The sequence below is a fragment of the Flaviflexus massiliensis genome, from assembly GCF_001375495.1.
GTDB lineage: Bacteria > Actinomycetota > Actinomycetes > Actinomycetales > Actinomycetaceae > Flaviflexus > Flaviflexus massiliensis.
Map to the genome: position 1 here is coordinate 179,768 of NZ_LN831058.1, position 22,996 is coordinate 202,763.

The window sequence follows — 22,996 nt, forward strand, 5'->3', positions numbered from 1 at the left end:
GGCGGTTTTGCTGCCCAATAGTCAGGTCATGTGACCGGGCGCCCGCAAGTCGACCTTACCTGCCCTGTAGTGAGAAGATGGTTGAGCAGACATGACTTGAAGGAGCCGCAGTGAACCGTAGCCGGGACGCTTACATTTTCGATCTCGATGGAACCCTTACCCCAATCGGTACTGACGCCCAACAGGATGTTCTCGATGCGTTGGCAGCTCTGTCAGCCACAGGAGCTACGATCATTGTCGCAACGGGCAGAACCCTCAATGCTGGAGTGGCGGTTCTCGAGGGCGCAAATATCCCCGGTTATGTCGTGGCGGGTGGCGGCGGCGTGATTGCGCAGCAGCCCGGCACCGAAATCCTGCGTCGCTCGGTCATGGACGATTCCCTGATTTCCGAGCTTGTCGCTATCGGCCGCGAAGCAGGTGCGGACATTGCACTGTTCCGCACCCACGACCTGGTCATGGAACGGGACGGGATAGCGGCAGAACACACGAGGAACGGCAACTCGCAGGTACCGATCAGCTTTGAACCCATCGACGATGCTGACTGGAGCGATGTCATCAAGGTCATGTACTGGGGACTGCCAGACCTTCTCGAGAAGCAGGTTCCTCTCATGAGAGCAAAGCAACCGAACATCGTTCAGTCCATGGGTACGGTGGCGGAGATGTCGGCACCGGGTTCCGGCAAGGAGGGCGCACTTACCTGGCTGGCGGACCACCGTGGCATTGATCTGAACAACTGTCTTGGTATCGGCGATTCTGGTAACGACCTGGACTGGTTACCTCGCATGGCGCACTCTGTTGCACCCGACAACTCCTCACCCGAGGTCAAGACCGTTGTCGACGAGGTTATCGGTAGCCAGGAATCGGGTGCAGTCGTCCGCTACATCGAGGAACTCGCAAAGAGCCGTTAGGTAAGCTCAATCCACACTACCGATCGGGGCAAGCCTGACATAACACCAAGCCCGCCCCGATCAGTAATCAGCTCTGATTTAACCGCTTCATAGGTGGTTGTTATTCCATTACGTAGTCGCCGTTGTGCTAGTTGTTCTTGCGTTCATGGATGGAGCGCTGGATTTCCTTCAGGCGGTACATGACGTCGTTGGCTCCGCGGCCGAAGTAGTCGTGAAGGGTCAGGTACTCCTCGTAGAGCAGGTCGTACTTCTTGGCATTCTCCTCGTTGGGAACGTAGGCATGGTCGATCTTCGACCCCATGGCCCTGGCAGCGTCGTACACGTTGGGGTACGCACCAGCAGCAACCGCGCCGTAGATTGCGGCACCGAGGGAGCCGGCAAGCTTGGATCCGGAGATGGAGAGGGGAATGCGGGTGATGTCAGCGTAAATCTGCATGAGGAACTTGTTCTTGAGCAGGCCGCCCGCGGCCACAATCTCGTTGATTTCAACGCCGTGCTCGAGGAAGTTCTCGATGATGACGCGCAGCCCAAAGCCCGTGGCTTCAAGGTAGGCGCGGTAGATCTCTTCGGGACGGGTATTGAGGGTCATGCCGATCAGCGTGCCCGACAGTGATCCGTTGTTGAGGATGGAGCGGTTGCCATTGTGCCAGTCGAGAGCAATGAGGCCGTGCTCGCCAATTTCCTGTTCCGATCCCTTCTCTGTCAGCAGTTCGTGGACGGTGATGCCGCGGCGGTTTGCTTCGTTCTGGTATTCGCCGGGCACAATGTTGTCGACAATCCAGGCAAAAATGTCACCGACACCGGTCTGACCACCCTCGTAGCCCCACAGGCCCGCGGAGATGCCGCCGTTGGTGATACCGAAAACACCGGGGATGTCACGTGCAGTCTTACCGTTGACGATGTACACGTTCGAGGTACCCATGATCGCGGTCATCTGACCCGGCTCGACAGCCTGCGCGGCGGGTGCGGTCACGTGAGCATCGATCTGGCCAACGGCGACAGCAATGCCGGCGGGCAGTCCGAGTGCGTCCGCCATCTCCTCCGTCAGACCGCCCGCCCGTTCGCCGAGCTGAAGCACAGGGGCGTCGAACTTGTCTGCGATAAAGGTGCGGAACTGGGGGTTGAGTTCAGCGAAGTACTCTTCGGAGGGGAACTGGTCGTTTTGACGCAGCGCCTTGTATCCGGCCGGGGCTGCGGAGTGGATGAGCTTGCCGCACAGCTGCCACACAATCCAGTCCACTGCCTCAACGTAGTAGTCCATGGATTCGTAAACTTCGGGAGCCTTCTCGAGTGTTTCGAGGGCCTTGGGAATGACGATCTCGGAGGAGATACGGCCACCGTAGCGGCCGAGCCACATTTCGCCACGCGCCTCGGCAATGGCGATGGCGCGCTCCGCCTGCTCGGTGCCGCCGTGGTGCTTCCACATTTTCACGTAGGCGTGTGGGTTGTTCTTGAACTCTTCACGCTCGCACAGGGGCACGCCGTTTTCGTCGGTGGGGAGGGTGGATGCGGAGGTGAAGTCGGTACCGACACCGATGATGTTGCTGGCATCAACGTTGGCATCCCGAACAGCCTCGGGCACGACGGTCGTGAGGACCTCGATGTAGTCGGCGGGAACCTGAAGAGCAAAGTCCGGGGGTAGCTGCTGGTTGTCGCCCGCGGTCAGGGTCCTGTCCATAACTCCGTGCGGGTATTCCATGATTGCGCTGCCGAGTTCGCGGCCGTCCGAGACCCGAACGACGGTGGCGCGGCCTGAGAGCGTTCCGAAGTCAATACCGATGACGTATTTTTCACTCATGAGATCCTCTTTGATCAGTGGTTGTTGGTGGGTTGAGTTTCTGCTCGGTGAGCAGTGTGGGTTGGGCCGAGCCGGAGTGGCCTTCAGAACTCGGTTGGTGAATTGATTGGGTTGGTGGGATGGTTGGCTGGGGTTATTGGAGGTAGGACAAGGTGGGGGCTTTCGCCCCCACCTTGAGCGTTCTTTCTTACAGGGTGTCGAGAACCTGCTTGGTTCCGGACAGGCCGAGGCGGCTTGCGCCGGCTTCGATCAGTTCGGTTGCGAACTTGCCGTCGCGGATACCACCGGATGCCTTGACACCGATGTCCGGGCCAACGGTTTCGCGCATGAGCTTGACCGCGGCGACAGATGCTCCACCGGCCTTGTGGTAGCCGGTTGAGGTCTTGACGTAGTCGGCCTTCGCGGCGACGGAGGCCTTGCAGGCGGCAACGATTTCGTCATCGGTCAGGGCTGCCGACTCAATGATGACCTTGAGGAGAACGTTCGGGGCTGCGTCACGGACGGCCTGGATCTCGTTCTGGATGTAGGTGAAGTCGCCTTCCTTGGCCTTGCCAACGTTGATGACCATGTCGATCTCGTCAACGCCAGCATCGGCCAGTTCCTTGGCTTCCGCCGCCTTGACCGAGGCGGAGTGCGCACCGGAGGGGAAGCCGCATACTGCGGCGACCTTGACGGAGGTGGTGCGGGGCAGTGGGATCTGGGTGGGTGACACGCAGACCGAGAAGGTCTGGAGTGCTTCAGCATCGTCCAGCAGCTTGAGGACATCGTCCGCAGTGGCTTCGGGTGCGAGCAGGGTGTGGTCGACCATAGCGACTACGTCTTGAGGATTCATTATTTCTCCAAAGTGGTGGCGGGTGCCCCACGGACTGGGGGCAGACCGTTTGGTCATGGGTTCTAAATTACAGTGCGTTGCCTGACAGGACTCGTTCAGCAACATTTGATTCGGTGACGAGGACGGAACACAGCCCCGCATACAGCGTCGCTCTCGTGATTCCGCTCTTCTCCTCCCCCACCGCGACGGCGATGGACTTGGGGATATTGGCGAGCCGATCAAGGTCGAGACCGATCGTACGCTGGTCCAGGTCGAAGTTCACGACCCTGCCGTGCCGATCGATGTAGTGGCCGAGAATGTCGCCGATCGCTCCGGCTTCCTGGAGTTCCACCACTTCATCGGCCGTGACGCAGTTCGTGCGCCGAAGAACCGACTGGGGTGACAGAACACCGATCGAGTAGAGCGCAACATCGGCTTGCGAGGCGACCTGCAGAGTGCGGGCAATGTTGCGATCCTCAAGCAACCGCTGCGCGAGATCACGATCTTGCACGATGGCGGAGGCGGGCAGCAGGGCAGTGCGGGGTGCGCGGGACTTGCCCGCGATCGTCCGAATAATACTCCCCGCATCCACCGTGTCCGTCAGCGAGTTGGCGCCGCCGTTGAGCTGGACGATCATGGGATCCCGGAAGACCCCGTCGGGAAGCTGATCGGCGATAGCCGCAACTGTGTGGCCCCAGGAAACACCAACGATCTCCGGTTCGGGCCGCAGCTCGACCAGGAAGTCGGCCGCCGCCCGTGCCGCGAGTGCCATCGTGGCGGGCTTGGATGCCTGGCTTTCCACGACCACGGCTTCCTTGCAGTCAAACTGTTCGGTCAGTTTCTTTTCGAGGTCGCGCCTGCGGGACTGGGGGTGATGGATCTTGATCTCCACCAGTCCCGAGGAGCGTGCCTCTTCGAGCAGGCGACCCACCTTCCAGCGGGAAAGGCGCAGCTTGTCGGCAACTTCGGACTGCAGGAGCCCGTCGTTGTAGTACAGCTCCGCCGCACGCACCATGGCGTGCTCGTGTTCGGTGGATCCGCTGCGCATTAGTTGGTGGGCAGGTCCGAGCCGTTCGGCAAGAAGAGGACCTTGGACGAGTGTATGGTGCGATCGGACATGGCCTTGATCGTGGAAGCGACCTTCTCGAGCGGTTCTTCATGGGTGATCATGAATTCCCACTTGAGGTTGCCATTCGCCATGTGCTCCAGGGTCGTCGTCCATTCCGCGCCCGGGAAGGGGGCACCGAACGAGTTCCAGGAACCGCAAATGTTGATTTCGAGACGCATGAGACGAGCCCAGTTTGCGGTCGAGATTTCCACGGGAGCATTGGGGATGCCAATGAGGGTAACCTCACCGTGGCGTGCCGCGATACCAACGGACTGGTCCGCAACCGCGGGAACGCCCGTCGTTTCCACGACAACATCAAAGCCGTCGCCAACGATTTCGGCGAGCTGCTCGGGGCTGGAGACCGCGGTGGTGGCACCGGCCTGGCGGGCAAGCTCAGCCTTTTCCTCGGACACATCGACGGCAACGATGTCGGTCGCACCCATGATGCGGGCCCACTGGACGGCGAACAGACCGATCGGTCCGCCACCACCCATGACCGCCACGCGGGAGCCAGCGGTCAGCTTGGTGCGCCAGATGGCGTGGAGGGCAATTGCTGCGGGGTCGACCATGGCGGCCGCACGAGCATCGAGTCCTGCGGGGACCTTGAGAAGAAGGTTCGCGGGGCCAGCAACGTACTCGGCGTAGGCACCGTTGCGACGGGAGCCGTAGTAGTCGTAGTTCTCGCACAGGGAGAACTGACCCTGAACGCACGGCGGGCATTCGAAGCAGGGAAGCATTGGGGGAACGGTGACGAGGTCACCAACCTCGAAGCCTTCCACACCTTCGCCGAGCTCGTGAATGTAGGCCGAGAACTCGTGACCACAAACGAGCGGAAGCTTGTGCGGGCCCTTCTTGTACATGCGGTCCAGGTCCGAACCACAAACACCGCACGCGGCGACCTTCATGACCACTTCACCGGGACCAGCAACGGGCTTCTCGATTTCTTCGAGACGAATATCGCCCACCGCATGCATCACAACGGCCTTCATCTTTGACATGTTTCCTCCTCCGGCCGGTCAGCGTTAACCGGCCATGTACTCAAACCAAAATATGCGCACCCAACCAACAAAGTCAACGCAAGTTGTAGTTTCCAACATAAGTGCAATTGAGGCGTACTTTTGTTGAAATGGAACGGCTTTGTTGCATACTGGACCGTCCGCTACTGTCTAAGAATGGCTACTTTTCTTGACGGCGTGCTGCCGGAGAATATTGACAGCATCGATGTTGCCGTCTTCGACGTTGACGGCACACTGTCCTGCGACGACGCGAGCGTCAGCGACCGCACGATCGATGCACTGCGGAAGCTTGCAGACACTGGAGTGGAAATTGTTTTCGCCTCCGGACGCATGGCGCCCGCGCTGCGCAAGCTTTTTAGCAGGATGGATCGCTCCGGTTACGTCATTGCCTGCAATGGCGCCATCACCGTCCACACCGATCACGACACCATCATCGGCCTTTCCCCGTTCAGCGATGAGTACTTCCACGAGATCGTGGAATTCGGCCGTCAAGAAAACCTTCAAGGCGTCATTTTCGGCACCGATTTCTTCTACACCGAAACGGATGGCATTGCCCGCCAACTCCTCAAGGCTCCGAATGAGGGACTTACCCCGACTCTCATGGAGAATCTTGAGGATCTTGATAAGGAAAATCGCCTCAAGGTCATGTACTACATCGACTCCGAGGACACGACCGGCATGGTCGCTCACCTTCGCAACAAGTTCCCGGACACCGTGAAGACACTGCCCGAGTTCTACGAGCTAACGAACCACAACACGTCCAAGTGGACCGGGCTCACACCCGTCCTTGAAGACCTCGGTACCACCCCGGAGCGTACGCTCGGGATTGGCGATTCAGAAAACGACATGTCGTGGCTCCCCAACGTCGGGATCTCGGTCGCCATGGGCAACGCCTACCCGCACGTGAAGGAGGCCTGCGACTACGAGATTGGCCAGAACGAAGACGATGCGGTCGCTACTTTCCTCACCCTCTGGGCAGAGCACCGCAGGAAGCAGCAAAACGCGTAAGCCCTGCAGCGGGCATCAACAAACCACTAGACGTTGAAGACGTAAGGGGTGCCTCCACAATCGTGGAGGCACCCTCTAACATTCGCGAACCAAGTAGCTCTACAACGTAGTTCTAAGACGCCATGTCTTTAGGACTCGAAGTGGAATTCGAGTTTCATCCGGTCGCCCTTCATGTACAGCTTCGTGTACTCGAACGGCCTGCCCTGAGCATCTCTCAACTGATCTGTCAGAAGGAGGAGCGGGTCACCCGGCTCGCACTGCAGGAGTTCGGCTTGTGTTTCGGTCGCCCGCACCACTTCCAGGGCTTCATCCGTGTTCTTGACGTTGAGTGCGTACTCGGTGCTGAGCACCTCGCAGAGCTGACGGTCGGCAACATCGAATCGGTCCAGCCCGGGAGCAAGATCGGACCGTACCCACGCCCGGTGAATCGTGACGGGAGTATTTTCGAGGAAGCGTCTGCGGGTGATCTCGTAAACGTGCTGCCCTTCGGGAATCTCGAAGAAGGCGCGCACCTTTTCGGGTGCTCGGACGAGTTCGAAGCTCAGCATCTCCGTTTCGGTACTGTAACCGCGGTCTTCGAGCTGCTGGCGGATGCCCTGGTAGGCGGGGGAACGCGTAGCGATTTTTGTTTCGGTCACGAATGTTCCCTTGCCGGGCACGCGATGAAGAAGGCCTTCATCGGCCAGCATGTTGAGCACCCCGCGCACGGTCATGCGCGACACACCGAATTGGGTTTGCAGGATGGATTCTGAGGGAATTTTTTGTCCCGATTTCCATTCCCTGGTTGCCAGCATTTCCCTCAACACGGTTTCAATCTGCGTGTACAGCGGGATCGCCGAGTCCCTATCGAGCAGGTCTTTCATGGTTTACCTCGTTACCTCAGCCGTCAACGCTTTTGCTCTGCACCCAGTCGTAGTGTGACTGCGTCAAGCAGTCTGCCATCGTCGTTGACCAGCATTAATCCCTCATCCTACTTGTTTTCAATGGCATCAAGGATGGATTGCTTGATCCCGGGCACGTCGAGGCCATTTCTTTCCAGCAGGTCCTCGCAGGTGCTTGAGGGCTGATTCTCTTGTGCCACGGCCACCTTGGTCAGCTTCGCAACACCGGCAAATGCGAGTAGCTCCGCAACCCGGGACCCGAGCCCGCCGAACTCGTAGTGCTCTTCAACGGTGAGGACCGCCCCGGTTTTCTTCGCAGATTCAAGGATGATGTCGCGGTCGATCGGGGTGACTGTCGGCATGTTGATGAGATCCACTTCGACACCCACCTCACGCAGTTCGGCGACAGCCTGCCGGACATAGGTGGAGGTGTAGCCGGTGGTAACAACGGTCAGGTCAGGGCCTTCGGTCACGTAGTAGCCCTTACCGATTACAAATTCGCGCTCTTCCCCGTAGTCGGGGATCGAGCCGGCTCCGATACGCATGTAGACCGGTCCTTCGTGGGCGATCATGGCGGCGCAGGCTGCTCGCATTTCCCCCGCATCGCCCGGCGCGAGAACCGTGACGCCTGGAATGGAGCCCGTCAGGGCATAGTCTTCGAGCGAATGATGGGTGGACCCAAGCTCGGAGTATGTGAAGCCACCGTTCCTGCCCACGATCTTGACGTTTTGCCCCATGTAGCCCACGTCATTGCGGAAGAATTCAAAGTTACGGCTTGTCACGAAAGGCGCGATCGCGCAGTAGACGGGGATGCGTCCCGTTGTTGCGAGTCCCGCTGCAACAGCGGTCGCTCCCTGTTCAGCGATCCCCATCTCAAAGTAACGATCGGGCTGAGAAGCTGCGAAGTCACCAAAGCCGGAACTCTTTCCCGAATCCGTGGAGAGGACAACGACTTGTTCGTTGTCCTCCGCGAGTGCGGCAACGGCCTGGCCGAAGGTCTTGCGCGGGTCTACGTGCTGAATGGTCTGTGTCATGACTACTTTTCCTCTGCTGATTCCAGCACTGCGATGGCTTCTTCGATTTCGGTCCTGGCTACCGCGAGCTGCTCGGCGTTGGGCTTCCAGTAGTGGGAGCCCACGGTTCCGGCAATTTCTGAAATTCCACATCCCTTGATCGTGCGGAGAATGATTGCGGTGGGAACTCCAGGCTTGGGCTCTTCACTCAGCACCCGGTGAAGTACCTCGTGGTCGTGGCCGCCAATCTCGGTCACGTTCCATCCGAAGGCTTCGAACTTGGCGCCAATCTGTTCCATGTTCATGACTTCTGCCGTGGTGCCGGAGATCTGCATGCCGTTGACGTCAACGAGCGCAGTCAGGTTATCGACCCCGTAGTGGGCGGCCATGGCCGCACCTTCCCAGTTGGAACCTTCGGCGAGCTCCCCATCGCCCATGACCACGTACACGTGAGCATCCGTCTCGCGCAGGCCCAGCGCCATGCCGACACCGAGTCCGAGCCCGTGCCCGAGCGCGCCAGTATTTCCCTCGATTCCGGGAAGCTTGTGCATGTCCGGATGCCCGCCAAGGGCGGTGTTGGCCAGGCCGTACGTATCGAGAATGGCCTTGTCGAAGAATCCTTGCTCCGCGAGCACCGCATACTGGGCAAGGGCCTTGTGCCCGGCAGACAGCAGGAACCTGTCCCGGATCGGATCGTCGATGCGGTCCGGCGCCACATTGAGGAAGTCACTGTAGAGAACCGCGACGGCATCGATGCACGAGAGCGCACCGCCCACGTGACCGGCCGGAGTTGCCTCGAGCATCCGCACCACATTGAGTCGAGCCCGAGCAGCAAGTAATGCCGAGCTCCTGGTATTTACCTGATCAGCCTGAGCCACCACGCTCATTGAAATCACCCTGTCCTATGACTTAGACACACGTCCCGAGGGTCGCCACCACAGCCTTCAACTTCATTGTCTCCACCATTAGACCAAACTTGTATAGTCTCGTCAATACAACCATGTACAAGCTAACGAATTTTAGGCACCTGACCAGGGCATTAACACCTGGGAATGAGTATCTGACAGCCCCGAAGCAGGCAGCCTTTCACCCCGCAGCCTTCCCAACTTCGGGGGCTTCGCAGAATTTCGGGTGAAATCCTGGCCGCGGTTCGCGTTTTCTACTTGAGCGACACTACGCGCCGTGAGAGACTAGCAATGGTTTACCTATACATGACTATACGAGATGTGCTGATAGCGGTTCTCGTTGGTGTACTCACAAAGGACAATCATGGACAACGATGTCTGGTTCCAGAAGGCTGACGACGTGGAGCTCGTTCACGCCACCTATCTCATGTCAGTTCCGGAAGGATTCGACCCTCATGCTGCCGCCGCGAAACTCGCTGTCGGGCAGACAACCGGCACGTGGGTTGATGTCCCTGGCGTCACGGAACGGATGAGGAGGGAGCATCAGGGCCGGGTCATCCGGGTGATTGAAGTTCCTTCTGTCGATGTTGCTGTTCCCGATGGGACCGCCGCTCGGTACGCCCTCATGACCATCGGAGTTCCTTCTGCAAATCTCGGCGGCGACATTCCCACCCTGCTGACAACGGTGCTTGGTAATGACGCCTCCACCTCGGTTCTGGCAAAGCTCGTGGAGCTTGAGCTCCCCCGTTCCTTCCATGAGGCGGCTGGCGGACCAGCATTTGGCCTTGACGGGATTCGGGAGCTCACGGGAGTCCGCGATCGCCCGCTCCTACTGTCGATGATCAAGCCCTGCATTGGCATGACCATCGAGGATTCCGCAACCATCTTCCGCGAGACTGCGCTCGGCGGCGCCGACATCATCAAGGATGACGAGGTGTTGACTCACACGATCGGTTCAACCCCGGTGGATCGCGTGCGCGCCTTCCGCAGGGAAGCCGAGCGGGTGAAGGAAGAGACGGGCCGAACCGTCCCCTATGCCGTGAACATCACCGGCCGGCCGGATCGGATGCTCAAGGACGCGCAGGTCTGTGCCGACGAGGGTGCCACTGCCCTGATGATCAACTATTCCGCAACGGGTTACGGCGCGGTCCAGATGATTCGCGATGCCGTGGGTCTTCCCGTTCTCGGACACTTCGCCGGGACCGGCCCATTCATTGAGAGTCCCCACTCGGGCATGGCGGGAGCCATTGCCACCGGCCAGCTACCAAGGCTGGCGGGGTCAGACATGGCCATGATCCTCACCCCGTGGGGCGGATACCCCCTATCAACGGGAACCTATCGTCAAACCGTCAGCGCCCTCCGCGCACCGGTTGCTGGGCTCAAGCCCACCCTCCCCCTGATCGGTGGCGGCGTCCACCCGGGCATGGTGGAGAAGTACGTGGGAGACCTCGGCCACGACATCGCGCTCTCTCCCGGTGGTGGCGTCCACGGTCACCCAGGTGGCTCCCGTTCGGGAGCCACCGCCATGCGCCAAGCCATCGACGCGGTCGTGGAAGGCCGCCCTGTCGTCGAGGCAGCCAAGGAACATGAGGAGCTCGCTCAGGCTTTGGAGGCCTTCGGGACTGGAATCTAGCTAGCAGCGCTCAGCCGAGCACTGCACCGACACTCTCTACAATTCAATAAGGCGGTGGGCACGCCATTTGGCGTGCCCACTGCCTTTGTGTCGTACCAGAATCGCTTACCAGCGGTGCAGGGTTCCGTTGGCGAGGTTGTAGTTCATTCCGATGTGCGTGTAGAAGTTCAACGCACCAAAGAGTGCAAAGACCACGCCAGCGAGACCGAAGGTAAAGATCACCACGGTCATCATCTTCCCGTCAGGATTCTTGAGGGCGAAGGGGAAGAGAACGGCGCCGACTGCGACGAGGCCCCACAGGCCAGCGAGGAAGATTGCCTCGAGCCACGGCCACTGGCCGAAGTTACCGGAGACCGGTTCAAACTCGGGTGCCGCACCCATTTGGAAACGGATCCAGGCGAAGGCGAGGAAGATCATGCCAATTCCGAGGAAGCCCACGAAGATGCCGGCGGGACGGAGTGCCGCGAAGAGCTCCTTGGAGGTCTGGACCGGATCCGCTTCGGCGGGGATGCGGTTGCGCCACAGGTAGACGGTGGCAAACAGCAGGAGCGCACCGAATCCAACGGCAGGCTCACCGAATTCAATATTTGCGTAGGCAAGTTCGCCCTCGCCGTAGGGCCACACGAGTGCTGTGTGAACACCGATGATCAGGGTGATGAGACCAGTGACGCCAAACAGGCCTGCCCAGGCCTCGCTGTTGATTGCTTCGCGGCGCACGAGCTTGCGCAGCACGATTGCGAAGCCGACCAGTGCGGCACCAACCGCGACGGTCAAAATAGTATTGTTGCTCAACTTTTCTCCTTCATTGAAAAAGTGCAGACACGCATATCAGCGTTCCGCACTCGAGCGAAGACTTCATAACCCTATACCCAGGTTGTCGCATATGCATGGGAAAGGAGACATCTGTCTCCCAGCTAGATCCTGTTGATTAACGGGGTGACATCTTGTCGCATGACGAGCTGTTGGGCATGACCGCGCGAGAAGGCGCAGCCATGCCCAACAGTGTGTTGTTGAATCACTTTCCCAAGTGTCAACGGTGGGAGCCCCGCAAGGCGGGTTCCCAGTTCGTCACCACACCACCATGGTGACGATCGAAGAGGCTAGACGGTCCTGACCTTTTTCGCCCAGCCCTTCGACCCTTCGACGGCGAGCTTCCAGCCGTCGTACATTTCTTCCCTCTGGTCCTCCGAGATCTGAGGCTCAAAGGTCCGGTCAACCTTCCACAGGTCGGCCACCTGGTCGAAACCGTCAAGGATCCCGGTGCTCATGCCCGCAAGCCACGCCGCACCGAGTGCCGTTGCTTCGGTAACCTTGGGGCGGATGACGGGGATGCCGAGGATGTCAGCCTGGAGCTGGCAGAGCATGTTGTTGTTGACCGCTCCACCGTCGACGCGCAGATCGGGGATCTGCAGATCCTTATCGGTCAGCGTTGCATCAACGAGGTCCCTCGTCTGGAAGGCCATCGATTCGACCGCGGCACGGATGACGTGAAGGCGGGTTGTTGCGTTCGAGATGCCAACGATGCTGGCGCGTGCGTAGGGATCCCAGTGCGGGGCGGCAAGGCCGGTGAAGGCGGGGACGAGGTAGACGCCGTGGGTGGAGCCAACCTGGCCGCCGTACCATTCGGAGTCCTTCGCATCATGGATGATCTTCAGTTCGTCACGGAGCCACTTCATGGTCTGACCCATGGAGAACACGGTGCCTTCGATTTCGTACACGGGAGTGCCCTGAGCCTGCCAAGCGGTCGAGGACACCACGCCCTCAACGAGCTTCGGCTTGTCACCGGCATTCATGACAATGACACCGGAGGTTCCGTAGGTCATCTTTGTCTGGCCCTGCTCGAAGGCGGCCTGACCGAAGAGGGAGGCCTGCTGGTCACCCATGACGGAGGCGATGGGGATGGCGGTTCCAAACGATGCACTGAGATCGCCAAAGTCGCCGTCAGAGGGCTGGATCTCGGCAAGCATCGTGCGGGGAATGCCGTAGGCGGCAAGCAGTTCATCGTCCCAGTCAAGGGTCGAGAGGTTAAACATCTGGGTGCGGGACGCGTTCGACACGTCGGTGACGAAGCGCTGCTTCCCGGTGAAGTTGTAAATCAGCCACGAGTCAACCGTGCCGGCCATGAGCTCACCGCGCTCGGCGCGCTCACGAGCGCCCTTGACGTTGTCGAGGATCCAGGCAATCTTCGATGCCGAGTAGTACGCATCGGAAATCAGGCCGGTCTTTTCGCGAATAATCGGGTCAAGCCCCTGGTCGCGCCACTTCTCGATGACATCATTGGACTGACGGGAGGCCCACACGATGGCGTTGTAGACTGGTTCGCCCGTCACGCGGTCCCACACGAGGGCAGTTTCGCGCTGGTTGGTGATCGAGACGGCGTGCACGTCGGAAGGGTGAACGCCGTTGTTGCGGAGTACCGCGCGCATCGTTTCCAGCTGGAAAGCGACGAGTTCCTCAGGGTTGTGCTCAATCCAGCCCGGACGCGGGTAGTGCTGGGTGATCTCCTTCTGAGCAACATCAATGATCTCAAACTTGTCGTCCAGGAGCAGGGAGCGGACACTGGTCGTGCCACCATCCACCGCCAGAATATGCTTAGCCATAAATTTCCTCGCCTTCGAGTTCGGGTTAATTGGCTTATTCCTGCGCATTGCAAGCTACTTGCATGACTTCCCAAGTCTGTTTCTCTTCATCGCAGAAACATTGCGCAACCATGATCATACTTGTATAGTCATGTTACGTGTCAACAGTTTGGTAAGAACCAATATGCGCGCAGTGCAGCAGCAGTTGGAAAACGCCCCGGACACCACTTCCCCACCGGCAGGAGAACCATGAACAGTGCGCAACGTGATGTGGACTCGCAGATCGCAGACGGCAACGAGCTCATCGCCCGTGCCCTCACGCGAACCGGCACCACCAAGGTCGTCAGCTTCGGCTACGGAGTGGCACGAGACTTTGGCCCCCTCATCACCGCCCAGCACGGAAACACGCCGGTCGTGTTTGTTGCTGACGAGAACACGTGGAGTGTCGCGTACGAAGCCATCACCGAAGCGGTGAGAACGAGTGGGCTAGCCCAGGCCGAACCGATCATCTTGCCTGCAAACCCCCGCCCCTATGCCAACATCGAGCTTGTTAACAGAGTCCGGGAGCTCCTCGAAACTCGCACGGATACTCTCCCGATCGCGGTTGGCTCCGGCACGATCAACGATGCGGTCAAGCTCGCCGCACATCAGCTCTCCCGCCCTTACTGGGTCGTGGGTACCGCCCCTTCCATGGATGGCTACACGGCTGCCGGCGCCTCGATCTCCAAGGACGGCTTCAAGCAGAACATCCCGTGTGCCGCACCGGTGGGCGTGGTCATGGACCTCGACATCCTCGAAACCGCCCCGCAGATCATGTGGGCCTCGGGCTTTGGGGACATGATCGGGAAGATTTCGGCGCTCGCGGACTGGCGGGTCGCCGATGCGCTCGGTGTCGAATCGATCGACTCCGATATTTGGGACATGTCGGCACGATCCGTTGTCGCGGCACTGGCCGATCCCGCGGGCGTTGGCAATCGCGACAGGTCGGCACTGCCGTCACTGACGGTTGGGCTTCTCATGTCCGGGCTTGCCATCCAGGCTTACAATTCTTCTCGCCCCGGCTCGGGGGCCGAGCATATGTTTAGCCACCTGTGGGAAATGGAGCACGTGGGGCTCGACTACGATCCCCCGCTTTCGCACGGCGCCAAGGTCGGGGTTGGCTCCGTCCTCGTCGCGGCCTTCTACGACAGGCTTCTCGAACTCGATCTCACCGAGATCTCCATCCCCACCCTGCTCGAGCAGTGGCCTCCCCTCGAGGCGGCTCTCGCGGAGGCGGACCGGTTGCATGGCGACTCTCCCCTGAAGAACGTTGCTCATTCCCAGCTCCCCAAGAAGTACCCGGATCGGGAACTCCTGCAGTCCCAGCTCGAGACCGCGGTGAACATCTGGGAAGACCTCAAGGTCGAATTGCGCGAACTCATGCGCCCCGCATCCGAAATCCGGGACAATCTTCTTGCGGCGCGCGCTTACGATCATCCGAGCCAGTTCCAGCTCAGCCAGGAACAAATCATTACGGACTTCCTGCGGCTCCGTACGAGCCGCGACCGCTACACCAGCTTCGATCTCGCTGCCGAGACCGGAGTGTTGCCGGGAATCATTGATTCCCTCCTCGGCCCCAACGGGACCCTTGAAACCTGGGAAGCCAGGGAGCTGAAGTGATGCAAACTCGCACAACCTCAACGACGAGAGTGAGACCATGACACGACTATTCAACAATCCAGAAAACTTCCCCAACGAAGCAGCCGAAGGCTACCTGCTCGCCAACAAGCGGCACGTCAGCGGCCTGTACGGCGGCGCAGTTCGCGCCACCAAGACCCCAGAAAACAAGGTTGCCCTCGTTATTGGCGGCGGCACCGGCCATTACCCTGCCTTCGCGGGCTGGGTTGGGCACGGCATGGCGGACGGTGTTGTCATGGGCAACATCTTCTCCTCCCCCTCCGCAGCCCAGGCAGTGAGCGTCGCCAAGGCCGCTGAACGCGGTGGCGGCGTCCTCATCGCCTTCGGTAACTACGCGGGCGACGTCCTCCACTTCGGGGATGCTGCCGCACAGCTCACCGCCCAGGGCATCCTTGCCAAGGCAGTCGTCACGACCGACGACATTGCTTCGGCAGGACCGGACGAGATCGAGAAGCGCCGCGGCATCGCCGGCTGGGTACCGATCTTCAAGACCACGGGCGCTGCCGCTGAGCGCGGCCTGAGCTTCGACGAAGTTGAGGCTGTCTTCCACAAGGCAAACAGCCGGACCCGCACCCTCGGTGTTGCGTTCTCCGGCTGCACCCTGCCCGGTGCTGACGAACCGCTCTTCACCGTCCCGGAAGGGAAGATGGCGATTGGTCTCGGTGTTCATGGCGAGCCCGGCATCTCCGAGGAGCCCCTCGGCACGGCCGATGAGGTTGCCAAGCTGCTCGTTGACAGGCTTCTCGAGGAACGCCCCGAGGGTAACGACGGTCGCGTCATCGCCCTCCTCAACGGCCTCGGCGCAGCCAAGTACGAGGAAATGTTCGTCACCTTCCGTGCGGTCAACAAGCTTCTCGAAGAAGCCGGTCTCACGGTCGTTGACGGTGAGGTGGGCGAATTCGCTACCTCGCTGGACATGTCCGGCATCTCCCTCACCCTCTTCTGGGTTGATGACGAACTCGAGTCGCTCTGGAACGACCCGGTTGACACCCCCGCCTACCGTCGCGGCTCGGTCGACAACGCGGCCATGCGCGACGACCTCGGCGAGCTCTCCCAGGAGCCGACGAAGCTCGAGGTCACCGAAAAAGGCTCGGCTGATTCGCAGAAGCTCGCTTCCGCAATCGCGGAAACCCTCGACAAGGTGACAGCGCTGCTGGATGAGAAGTCCGCTGAGCTCGGCAAGCTCGATGCAATCGCTGGCGACGGCGACCACGGCATCGGTATGCACCGCGGCGCAGAGAACGCCACCGTGGCAGCGAAGCGCCTGGTTGGAGACGGTGCCGGTGCCGGCACGACCCTCGCCGGTGCGGGTGAAGCCTGGTCAGCAACCGCCGGCGGTACCTCCGGGGCCCTCTGGGGTGTTCTCCTGGGAGCTGCCGGTCAGGGTGTCGGTGACACGGACCTGCCCTCGGATCAGGAAGTTGCAAGCATTGTTCACCAGGTTGCCGATGCGCTGCTCGCAGCGGGCGGCGCCCAGCTGGGCGACAAGACCATGCTTGACGCGCTCCTGCCGTTCGTTGACGCCCTCGAGGCCGAAGTGAAGGGTGAGGGAACGCTGAAGGAGAAGTGGAACCGTGCCGCCCTCGTAGCCGTGGGCGCAGCGAAGAAGACGGCCCAGCTGTCTCCGAAGATTGGTCGCGCACGCCCGCTCGCCGAGCGCTCCGTCGGTCACGCCGACCCGGGCGCCGTTTCTCTCGCCTACATCATCGACGCTATCGGTCAGGAGCTCTAAATGTCTCTCCCCAGTCCCGTTGCCGGATTCAGTTCCAAGGCCTACCAGTCCGTCGCGGAAGCGAAGGCATGGGCGGACGTTGTCCGTGAAGCCCTCGGCGATGGCCGGGGCACCGGCCACTACATTTGCGTACCCCACCCGATCCTCCCGCTCATGAGGACCTGGCTGGAAGGTACGGGAATGGATGTGGGCGTGCAGGATCTGTCGCGGTTTACACCCGGCCCGCACACCGGTGACGTCACGGCCGAACTACTTGCTGGACTGGGATGCCGGTATGTCATGCTCGGCCACCCAGAGCGGCGACGGGACTACGGGGAGACATGGGAACTTGTGGCCGAGAAGGCCGCGAGGGCTTCCGAGAACGGGATCGTTCCGATCATCATCGCGGGCGAAGCAAACCGAGACGACGACATCAGGGCAGTCGTCAGCGAGCAACTTGGCTACATTCTGGGTGCAATCAGTCCCGAAGCCGATCTGCTCATCGCCTACGAGCCAGCCTGGGCAATCGGGGTGGCAGATGCTGCCCCGCCCGAGCACGTGGTTGGCGCGATCGCGATCGTCAACGACCTGCTGTCGTCCCGTCCCGGATCATCCCGGATCGTCTACGGTGGCAGCGCCAAGTCCGGCACCTACGCCGCCATCGTCAAAGCCGGCCAGGGCAATCCTGCCGGTGTCCCGGATGGTGTGTTCCTCGGTCGCGCCGGCCTCGATCCCCACACGTTCCTCGACAGCGTTGCCGAAGTCGAAAACTCACAACATCAATAAATCGCGTACCCCGTACGCGAAGACGCGTGGTGGGCCGGAAGCGGCCCACCACCCCACTAGCAGTCCACCAGCAAGGAGAAAACCATGCCATACGCAAACACGCTCGATCTTTTACGTGAAGCAGAAAAGGGAGGATACGCGGTCCCTGCCATCAACATTGTGGACCCGCTGACCATCGCCGCCATTGTCCGCGCCGCGGACGAGGTAGGTTCCCCCGTGATCCTCCAAACCTCCGTCAAGACCGTGAAGAGCGCGGGTGCTGACGTACTTGTCACGGCCGCGAAGGTCGCTGCCGAGAACGCCTCGGTTGGTGTCGCTCTCCACCTCGACCACTGCCCCGACCGCGAGGTCATTTCCCTCTGTGTCGAAAAGGGCTGGAGCTCGGTCCTGTTCGATGCCTCCGATCGTAACCTGGAGACCGCTCGCCGTGAAACCGCCGAGGTCGTGAAGGAATGCCACGCGGCCGGCGTCACTGTCGAATCCGAAATCGAGAACATTCTCGGTGTTGAAGACGGTGTTGGCTCGGACGAAGCAACCCACGCATACACGGTTGACCAGCTCATCGAGGTCGCCAAGGAAACGGGCACGGACATGCTCGCCCCGGCACTCGGAACCGCCCACGGCCAGTACAAGTCCGATCCGGTCCTCCAGCCCGACCGCGTGACCGAGATCCGCGATAAGTACGACATTCCCGTCGTCCTCCACGGCGGCACCGGCCTGACCGATGCTCAGTTCCACGAGTTCATCGACAACGGCGTCTCGAAGATCAACATTTCCACCGCCCTCAAGCACGCATACATGAAGTCCGCTCTCGCCTACCTGAAGGACTGCGAAGCGAACGACAAGTGGGAGCCCGTCAAGCTCTTCGCCGAGATCGAGAAGGCCTCCGAGCAGGTCATGCGGGACTACGCGAAGATCTTCCGTTCCGAAGGAAAGGCAGCCAAGTGAAGGCACTGATTTTTGACTGTGACGGCGTCCTCGCCGACACCGAACTCGACGGCCACCTCGTCGCATTCAACGAAACCTTCGAGCACTTCAACCTGCCGTTCCGGTGGAGCCAGGACGAGTACGCAAGGCTGCTGGCTGTTGGTGGCGGTAAGGAACGCTTCATCGCCTACATCAAAGAAAACCCGGGCCTCGAAGAGTCCCTCCCGGAGCCTCTCGAAGACTTCGTTCTCAAGGTGCACAAGGAAAAGTCGGCACGCTACGTCGAGCGCGTTGAGAACGGTCTCCTCCCCGGCCGTCCCGGCGTCGCCCGCATCATCGCCCAAGCACTCGATGCTGGCTGGAAGGTCGCCGTGGCCTCCACCTCCGCACTCAAGAGCGTCGAAGCAGTGCTGACCGCCGTGATCGGTCGCGAGCAGCGAGAGCGCCTCTCGGGTGTCTTTGCCGGCGACATGGTTCCCGCGAAGAAGCCCGCCCCCGACATCTACCTGATGGCGATGAACGTGATCGGCGTCGACAAGGAAAATGTCGTCATCGTTGAAGACTCGAACACGGGAGCGAAGGCAGCTGCCGCTGCCGATACCCGCTACATCGTCACCCTGTCGACCTTCACCGTGAACGAGGAATTCCCCAACGCCACAACCGTGGTCAGCAACCTGGGTGAACCGGGCGAACCCGCCACGATTCGCGAAGGCGAAGACGTCCTCGACAACGGCATCGTGACCGTCGAGTCTCTCGAGAAGGTCCTCGCCCTCCCCATCCCCACCAGCTAACTGGTTTGTCCTTGGCGTCAAACGGGTGAAGGACAAACACTCAGCGCGCGATCCGTTGCCCCGGATCACCGGGGGCGGAAAGAAAACGCCCCACAATTCCAATTGATAGGTCAGAGCGCCCGGCACATGCCGGGCGCTCATCTTTGTACTCTCGCAAACCACTCACACGTCATTCACCCGTCAGGGATGCAGCGGGAGTTGCACTCACTTTTGCACGAAGGAGCTTCACTCACCGTCCCACGAGAAGGACGTGCCGTTGGGACGAAGAACTACATGTCGTAGGAATAGGTGAGCCGGATTCTGTCTCCGCGGAGGAGGATTCTCGTGTATTCGAACGGAACACCCTCGGGAGTTGAGACCTTCTGTCGCAGAAGCAGGATCGGTTCACCGGGATTGATGGTGAGAAGCTTGCCTTCGGACGTGGAGGCTCGCGTCGATTCGAGGGTCTCCTCCACCTTCCCCATCGTCAGATCGTACTCCCGATCGAGAATGACGCAGAGCTGCTCGGAGGCTGAGTCACGGTCAAGCAGGTCCGGTGCAAGGCGCAGGGGGACGTGGGAAATGTGGATGGAAATGGGAGCATCCTCCGCCCTGCGCAGGCGAGCGATCTTCACGACCTGTTCGCCTTCTGCAAGCTGCAGATGCTCAGCGAGGTAGGAGCCTGCTGGCTCAATGGTCGCATCAATCAGCTCGGTCGAGGTTGTGTAGCCGGCTTCTTCAAGCTGCTGTCTCATGCCCGTGTAGGCGGGCGACTTCGCGGAGATCTTGCCGGGAGCAACGTACGTACCCTTGCCCTGAACCCGGAACAGCAGCCCCTCGTTAACGAGCGTGGTGAGGACTTGGCGGACAGTCATGCGACTCAGCCCATATTCCCGGTTAAGCTCGTGCTCGGACGGAATCTTGAGATTGGGCTTCCACTCGCCCGAATGAATGCGCTCGCGCAGAATCTCACCGAGCTGCACATACAGCGGGACGGAGGAGCTTCGATCAAGGGTTCTGGACGCCTTTTTCTCGACCGCTTCGGGGCTTGCCACCACCGGAATAATATTGGAAGCCATCGATATCGAATCCTCTCTTGACCAACGCTGTCTAGCCTCGTGTACACTTGTAAGCAATTGTATAGCACGCGTAGCCCGATGACTGTAAGCTAGCCATGCAACGTAGCACGCAAGTAGTCCGTTACTTAGGATTTACTTGCTGGAACTAGCTTAAGGCACTGCGCAATACAGTCCGGAATATCACGACAAAGGATGTCAACATGCCGAAGACCACGAAGCTTCAATCCAAGGTGCCCTGGGTAGAAGTTGCCAGCACGGATGCGGATTGGGACGAGCAATCAGCATCCGACCTGGTGAATATGGCGAGCCAGATTCACCTCATTCGCGCCTTTGAAGAATCTGTGTTGGACATGGCGGGGCAGAAGCTCATCAACGGCCCTGCCCACTCCTCGATCGGCCAGGAGGGTGGCGCTGTCGCGTCGATCCTGCCGCTTCGCGTTGAAGATCAGATCAACGGCTCGCACCGCGGCCACCACCAGTTCCTCGCCAAGGCCTTCAACGCGGTTGCACCGGATGGTCTGGACCTGCGTGAGAATATGAGCGACGAGCTCAACGATGTTCTATACCGCACCCTCGCCGAAATCGCTGGTCTCAAGGATGGCTACTGCCGCGGTCGCGGTGGCTCCATGCACCTGCAGTGGAAGGAAATTGGTGCCATGGGCACCAACGCCATCGTTGGTGGCGCGGTTCCTTTCGCAACCGGTTTCGCTTTCAACTCGAAGGTGCTCGGCACCGACAACGTCTCCATCACCTACTTCGGTGATGGCGCCGTCAACATTGGTTCCACGCTCGAGGCAATGAACCTCGCTGCTGCGTGGGATCTGCCCACCATGTTCTTCATCGAGAACAACCAGTACGCGGTCTCCACGACGGCCGATGAGGCAACCGGCGAGAACCGTCTCTCGGGACGCGGTCCCGGCTTCGGCATTGCTTCCTGGCGCGTGGATGGCATGGACCCGGTCGCGGTCCGCATTGCGACCGAGCAGGCTCTTGAGCACATGCGCGCGGGCAAGGGCCCCACCGTCATTGAGGCACTGACCTACCGCTTCTTCCACCAGAATGGTCCGATCCCCGGCTCTGCTTTCGGTTACCGCACCAAGGATGAGGAGCAGGAGTGGCAGGATCGCGATTCGATCCGCCTCATTGAAAAGCACCTGCTGCGCCGCGAGATTCTCGACGAGGAAGGTGTCAAGCAGCTCCGCAAGAACGCCAAGGCCATCATGGCCACCGTCGTCGACAAGATCCTTGAGGACGATCCGGATGGTAAGCCCGGCTCCAAGCGCATCCGCCCCGAACTGTGGCCCCATGTCGCGTTCCTTGATGTTGGCCTGCGTGGCGAGACCGATGCAGTGAAGGAAGAGGACTGCAAGGAAATTGACGAGTTCTCGGATTCCGAGCTCGCGGAAACCAAGTTCCTTGACGCTGTTGCCTCGACCATGCACCGCCGCATGGAGCAGGATGATCGTATTTATGTCATGGGCGAGGATGTGCACAAGCTCAACGGTGGCTCCCGTGGTGCAACCAAGGGCCTTCCCGAAGCGTTCCCCGGCCGAGTTCTGGGCACCCCAATTTCGGAAGCCGCATTTACCGGTCTCGGTGGCGGTGCAGCTCTCGACGGCCGCCTCTACCCCGTTGTTGAGCTCATGTACGCGGACTTCATTTGGGTGGCAGCGGACCAGATCTTTAACCAGATCGGCAAGGCCCGTCACATGTTCGGCGGTGAGCACGCCATGTCGATGCTCATGCGCATCAAGATCGGCACCCGGACCGGTTACGGTTCACAGCACTCGATGGACCCGGCCGGCATCCTCGCCACGAACCCGGGATGGCGCATCATCGCCCCCTCGACCCCGCACGACTACATTGGCCTGCTGAACGCGGCAATGAAGCTCGGCGACCCGGTTGCCGTTCTCGAGCACGATGCCGACCTGTACCGCAGCACTGGACTCGCCCCGAAGGACGATCGTGACTTCTGCCTGCCCGTGGGCAAGGCGGCTCTGCGTCGCGAAGGCTCCGACGTCACCGTCATTTCCTACCTCTCCATGGTCCAGCAGTCCCTCGATGCCGTAGAGAAGACTGGCGTGGATGCTGACGTCATCGACCTGCGCTGGCTCGACAAGGCCAGCATCGACTGGGAGACCATCGAGGAGTCGATCAAGAAGACGAACCGCATCCTCATTGTCGAGCAGGCAAACGCCGGCACCTCCTACGGTGGTTGGCTCGCTGACGAGATTCAGCGCCGCTACTTCGACTGGCTGGACGCTCCTGTCATGCGCGTGCATGGCTCCGAGTCCTCCCCCAGCATCTCCAAGGTCCTGGAAGCGGCAGCACTCGCCGACGTTGACGATGTTGCGAAGGCACTTGTTGACCTTCGCGACATGTGAGC

General features: G+C 60.4%; 19 protein-coding genes. 9 read left to right on the forward strand and 10 right to left on the reverse strand.

The features are described 5' to 3' along the window. Positions 1 to 110 precede the first annotated feature (110 nt). Positions 111 to 908, forward strand: a complete 798-nt coding sequence (locus BN1241_RS04725) for an HAD-IIB family hydrolase (protein ID WP_054952554.1) — start codon at positions 111 to 113, stop codon at positions 906 to 908. Between the two features lie 127 nt (positions 909 to 1,035). Here the strand turns inward: BN1241_RS04725 and BN1241_RS04730 are convergent, their stop codons facing one another. The 4 genes from BN1241_RS04730 to BN1241_RS04745 form a co-directional block, all read right to left on the reverse strand. Then, entirely contained in the window at positions 1,036 to 2,706 is a 1,671-nt protein-coding gene (locus tag BN1241_RS04730) for a ribulokinase (RefSeq protein ID WP_054952555.1), read from the reverse strand. Between the two features lie 187 nt (positions 2,707 to 2,893). Beyond that, positions 2,894 to 3,538, reverse strand: a complete 645-nt coding sequence (gene deoC, locus BN1241_RS04735) for a deoxyribose-phosphate aldolase (protein ID WP_187117597.1) — start codon at positions 3,536 to 3,538, stop codon at positions 2,894 to 2,896. A 67-nt stretch (positions 3,539 to 3,605) separates the two neighbouring features. After that, complete coding sequence (locus tag BN1241_RS04740; protein WP_054952556.1) at positions 3,606 to 4,565, reverse strand: sugar-binding transcriptional regulator; 960 nt, start codon at positions 4,563 to 4,565, stop codon at positions 3,606 to 3,608. Next, positions 4,565 to 5,623: a galactitol-1-phosphate 5-dehydrogenase gene (locus tag BN1241_RS04745; protein ID WP_147599276.1), complete on the reverse strand. Its 1,059-nt coding sequence runs from the start codon at positions 5,621 to 5,623 to the stop codon at positions 4,565 to 4,567. The genes BN1241_RS04740 and BN1241_RS04745 overlap by 1 nt, the downstream gene beginning before the upstream one ends. Positions 5,624 to 5,797: 174 nt before the next feature. On the opposite strand from BN1241_RS04745, the gene BN1241_RS04750 reads away from it, so the two are divergent. Then, positions 5,798 to 6,649: a Cof-type HAD-IIB family hydrolase gene (locus tag BN1241_RS04750; RefSeq protein ID WP_054952557.1), complete on the forward strand. Its 852-nt coding sequence runs from the start codon at positions 5,798 to 5,800 to the stop codon at positions 6,647 to 6,649. 128 nt (positions 6,650 to 6,777) lie between these two features. Here the strand turns inward: BN1241_RS04750 and BN1241_RS04755 are convergent, their stop codons facing one another. From BN1241_RS04755 to BN1241_RS04765, 3 genes are all read right to left on the reverse strand, one after another. After that, positions 6,778 to 7,512, reverse strand: a complete 735-nt coding sequence (locus BN1241_RS04755; RefSeq protein WP_054952558.1) for a GntR family transcriptional regulator — start codon at positions 7,510 to 7,512, stop codon at positions 6,778 to 6,780. Between the two features lie 107 nt (positions 7,513 to 7,619). Further along, on the reverse strand, positions 7,620 to 8,564 hold the full coding sequence (locus BN1241_RS04760; protein ID WP_054952559.1) for a transketolase family protein: 945 nt from the start codon (positions 8,562 to 8,564) through the stop codon (positions 7,620 to 7,622). 2 nt (positions 8,565 to 8,566) lie between these two features. Further along, positions 8,567 to 9,430, reverse strand: a complete 864-nt coding sequence (locus tag BN1241_RS04765) for a transketolase (RefSeq protein WP_054952560.1) — start codon at positions 9,428 to 9,430, stop codon at positions 8,567 to 8,569. A gap of 382 nt (positions 9,431 to 9,812) precedes the next feature. Here BN1241_RS04765 and BN1241_RS04770 point away from each other — a divergent pair, with 382 nt between their 5' ends. After that, on the forward strand, positions 9,813 to 11,081 hold the full coding sequence (locus BN1241_RS04770; RefSeq protein ID WP_054952561.1) for a RuBisCO large subunit C-terminal-like domain-containing protein: 1,269 nt from the start codon (positions 9,813 to 9,815) through the stop codon (positions 11,079 to 11,081). A 105-nt stretch (positions 11,082 to 11,186) separates the two neighbouring features. Here the strand turns inward: BN1241_RS04770 and BN1241_RS04775 are convergent, their stop codons facing one another. Beyond that, a complete protein-coding gene (locus tag BN1241_RS04775) occupies positions 11,187 to 11,873 on the reverse strand; it encodes a DUF981 family protein (RefSeq protein WP_054952562.1) in 687 nt (228 codons plus the stop codon). Positions 11,874 to 12,181: 308 nt separating this feature from the next. Then, positions 12,182 to 13,681: a glycerol kinase GlpK gene (gene glpK, locus BN1241_RS04780; RefSeq protein WP_054952563.1), complete on the reverse strand. Its 1,500-nt coding sequence runs from the start codon at positions 13,679 to 13,681 to the stop codon at positions 12,182 to 12,184. Between the two features lie 228 nt (positions 13,682 to 13,909). Here glpK and BN1241_RS04785 point away from each other — a divergent pair, with 228 nt between their 5' ends. From BN1241_RS04785 to BN1241_RS04805, 5 genes are all read left to right on the forward strand, one after another. Beyond that, positions 13,910 to 15,319: a sn-glycerol-1-phosphate dehydrogenase gene (locus BN1241_RS04785; protein WP_054952564.1), complete on the forward strand. Its 1,410-nt coding sequence runs from the start codon at positions 13,910 to 13,912 to the stop codon at positions 15,317 to 15,319. 37 nt (positions 15,320 to 15,356) lie between these two features. Continuing rightward, positions 15,357 to 17,069, forward strand: coding sequence for a dihydroxyacetone kinase family protein (locus tag BN1241_RS04790; RefSeq protein WP_054952565.1), 1,713 nt, complete (start codon positions 15,357 to 15,359; stop codon positions 17,067 to 17,069). Next, positions 17,070 to 17,834 (forward strand): triose-phosphate isomerase family protein, encoded by a 765-nt coding sequence (locus tag BN1241_RS04795; RefSeq protein ID WP_054952566.1) that lies wholly within the window; start codon positions 17,070 to 17,072, stop codon positions 17,832 to 17,834. A gap of 84 nt (positions 17,835 to 17,918) precedes the next feature. Next, a complete protein-coding gene (locus tag BN1241_RS04800; RefSeq protein WP_054952567.1) occupies positions 17,919 to 18,782 on the forward strand; it encodes a class II fructose-bisphosphate aldolase in 864 nt (287 codons plus the stop codon). Continuing rightward, positions 18,779 to 19,552 (forward strand): HAD-IA family hydrolase, encoded by a 774-nt coding sequence (locus BN1241_RS04805; protein WP_054952568.1) that lies wholly within the window; start codon positions 18,779 to 18,781, stop codon positions 19,550 to 19,552. The genes BN1241_RS04800 and BN1241_RS04805 overlap by 4 nt, the downstream gene beginning before the upstream one ends. 269 nt (positions 19,553 to 19,821) lie before the next feature. Here the strand turns inward: BN1241_RS04805 and BN1241_RS04810 are convergent, their stop codons facing one another. Then, entirely contained in the window at positions 19,822 to 20,610 is a 789-nt protein-coding gene (locus BN1241_RS04810) for a GntR family transcriptional regulator (protein ID WP_082418217.1), read from the reverse strand. Between the two features lie 200 nt (positions 20,611 to 20,810). Here BN1241_RS04810 and BN1241_RS04815 point away from each other — a divergent pair, with 200 nt between their 5' ends. Continuing rightward, on the forward strand, positions 20,811 to 22,994 hold the full coding sequence (locus BN1241_RS04815) for an alpha-ketoacid dehydrogenase subunit alpha/beta (protein WP_054952569.1): 2,184 nt from the start codon (positions 20,811 to 20,813) through the stop codon (positions 22,992 to 22,994). Positions 22,995 to 22,996: the final 2 nt, after the last annotated feature.

What these genes read in the sequence shown, in the direction of transcription:
- BN1241_RS04730 (WP_054952555.1), bottom strand. Translation starts at nt 2,706, where the DNA reads ATGAGTGAAAAATACGTCATCGGTATTGACTTCGGAACGCTCTCAGGC.
- deoC (WP_187117597.1), bottom strand. Translation starts at nt 3,538, where the DNA reads ATGAATCCTCAAGACGTAGTCGCTATGGTCGACCACACCCTGCTCGCA.
- BN1241_RS04740 (WP_054952556.1), bottom strand. Translation starts at nt 4,565, where the DNA reads ATGCGCAGCGGATCCACCGAACACGAGCACGCCATGGTGCGTGCGGCG.
- BN1241_RS04745 (WP_147599276.1), bottom strand. Translation starts at nt 5,623, where the DNA reads ATGTCAAAGATGAAGGCCGTTGTGATGCATGCGGTGGGCGATATTCGT.
- BN1241_RS04750 (WP_054952557.1), top strand. Translation starts at nt 5,798, where the DNA reads ATGGCTACTTTTCTTGACGGCGTGCTGCCGGAGAATATTGACAGCATC.
- BN1241_RS04755 (WP_054952558.1), bottom strand. Translation starts at nt 7,512, where the DNA reads ATGAAAGACCTGCTCGATAGGGACTCGGCGATCCCGCTGTACACGCAG.
- BN1241_RS04760 (WP_054952559.1), bottom strand. Translation starts at nt 8,564, where the DNA reads ATGACACAGACCATTCAGCACGTAGACCCGCGCAAGACCTTCGGCCAG.
- BN1241_RS04765 (WP_054952560.1), bottom strand. Translation starts at nt 9,430, where the DNA reads ATGAGCGTGGTGGCTCAGGCTGATCAGGTAAATACCAGGAGCTCGGCA.
- BN1241_RS04770 (WP_054952561.1), top strand. Translation starts at nt 9,813, where the DNA reads ATGGACAACGATGTCTGGTTCCAGAAGGCTGACGACGTGGAGCTCGTT.
- glpK (WP_054952563.1), bottom strand. Translation starts at nt 13,681, where the DNA reads ATGGCTAAGCATATTCTGGCGGTGGATGGTGGCACGACCAGTGTCCGC.
- BN1241_RS04785 (WP_054952564.1), top strand. Translation starts at nt 13,910, where the DNA reads ATGAACAGTGCGCAACGTGATGTGGACTCGCAGATCGCAGACGGCAAC.
- BN1241_RS04790 (WP_054952565.1), top strand. Translation starts at nt 15,357, where the DNA reads ATGACACGACTATTCAACAATCCAGAAAACTTCCCCAACGAAGCAGCC.
- BN1241_RS04795 (WP_054952566.1), top strand. Translation starts at nt 17,070, where the DNA reads ATGTCTCTCCCCAGTCCCGTTGCCGGATTCAGTTCCAAGGCCTACCAG.
- BN1241_RS04800 (WP_054952567.1), top strand. Translation starts at nt 17,919, where the DNA reads ATGCCATACGCAAACACGCTCGATCTTTTACGTGAAGCAGAAAAGGGA.
- BN1241_RS04810 (WP_082418217.1), bottom strand. Translation starts at nt 20,610, where the DNA reads ATGGCTTCCAATATTATTCCGGTGGTGGCAAGCCCCGAAGCGGTCGAG.
- BN1241_RS04815 (WP_054952569.1), top strand. Translation starts at nt 20,811, where the DNA reads ATGCCGAAGACCACGAAGCTTCAATCCAAGGTGCCCTGGGTAGAAGTT.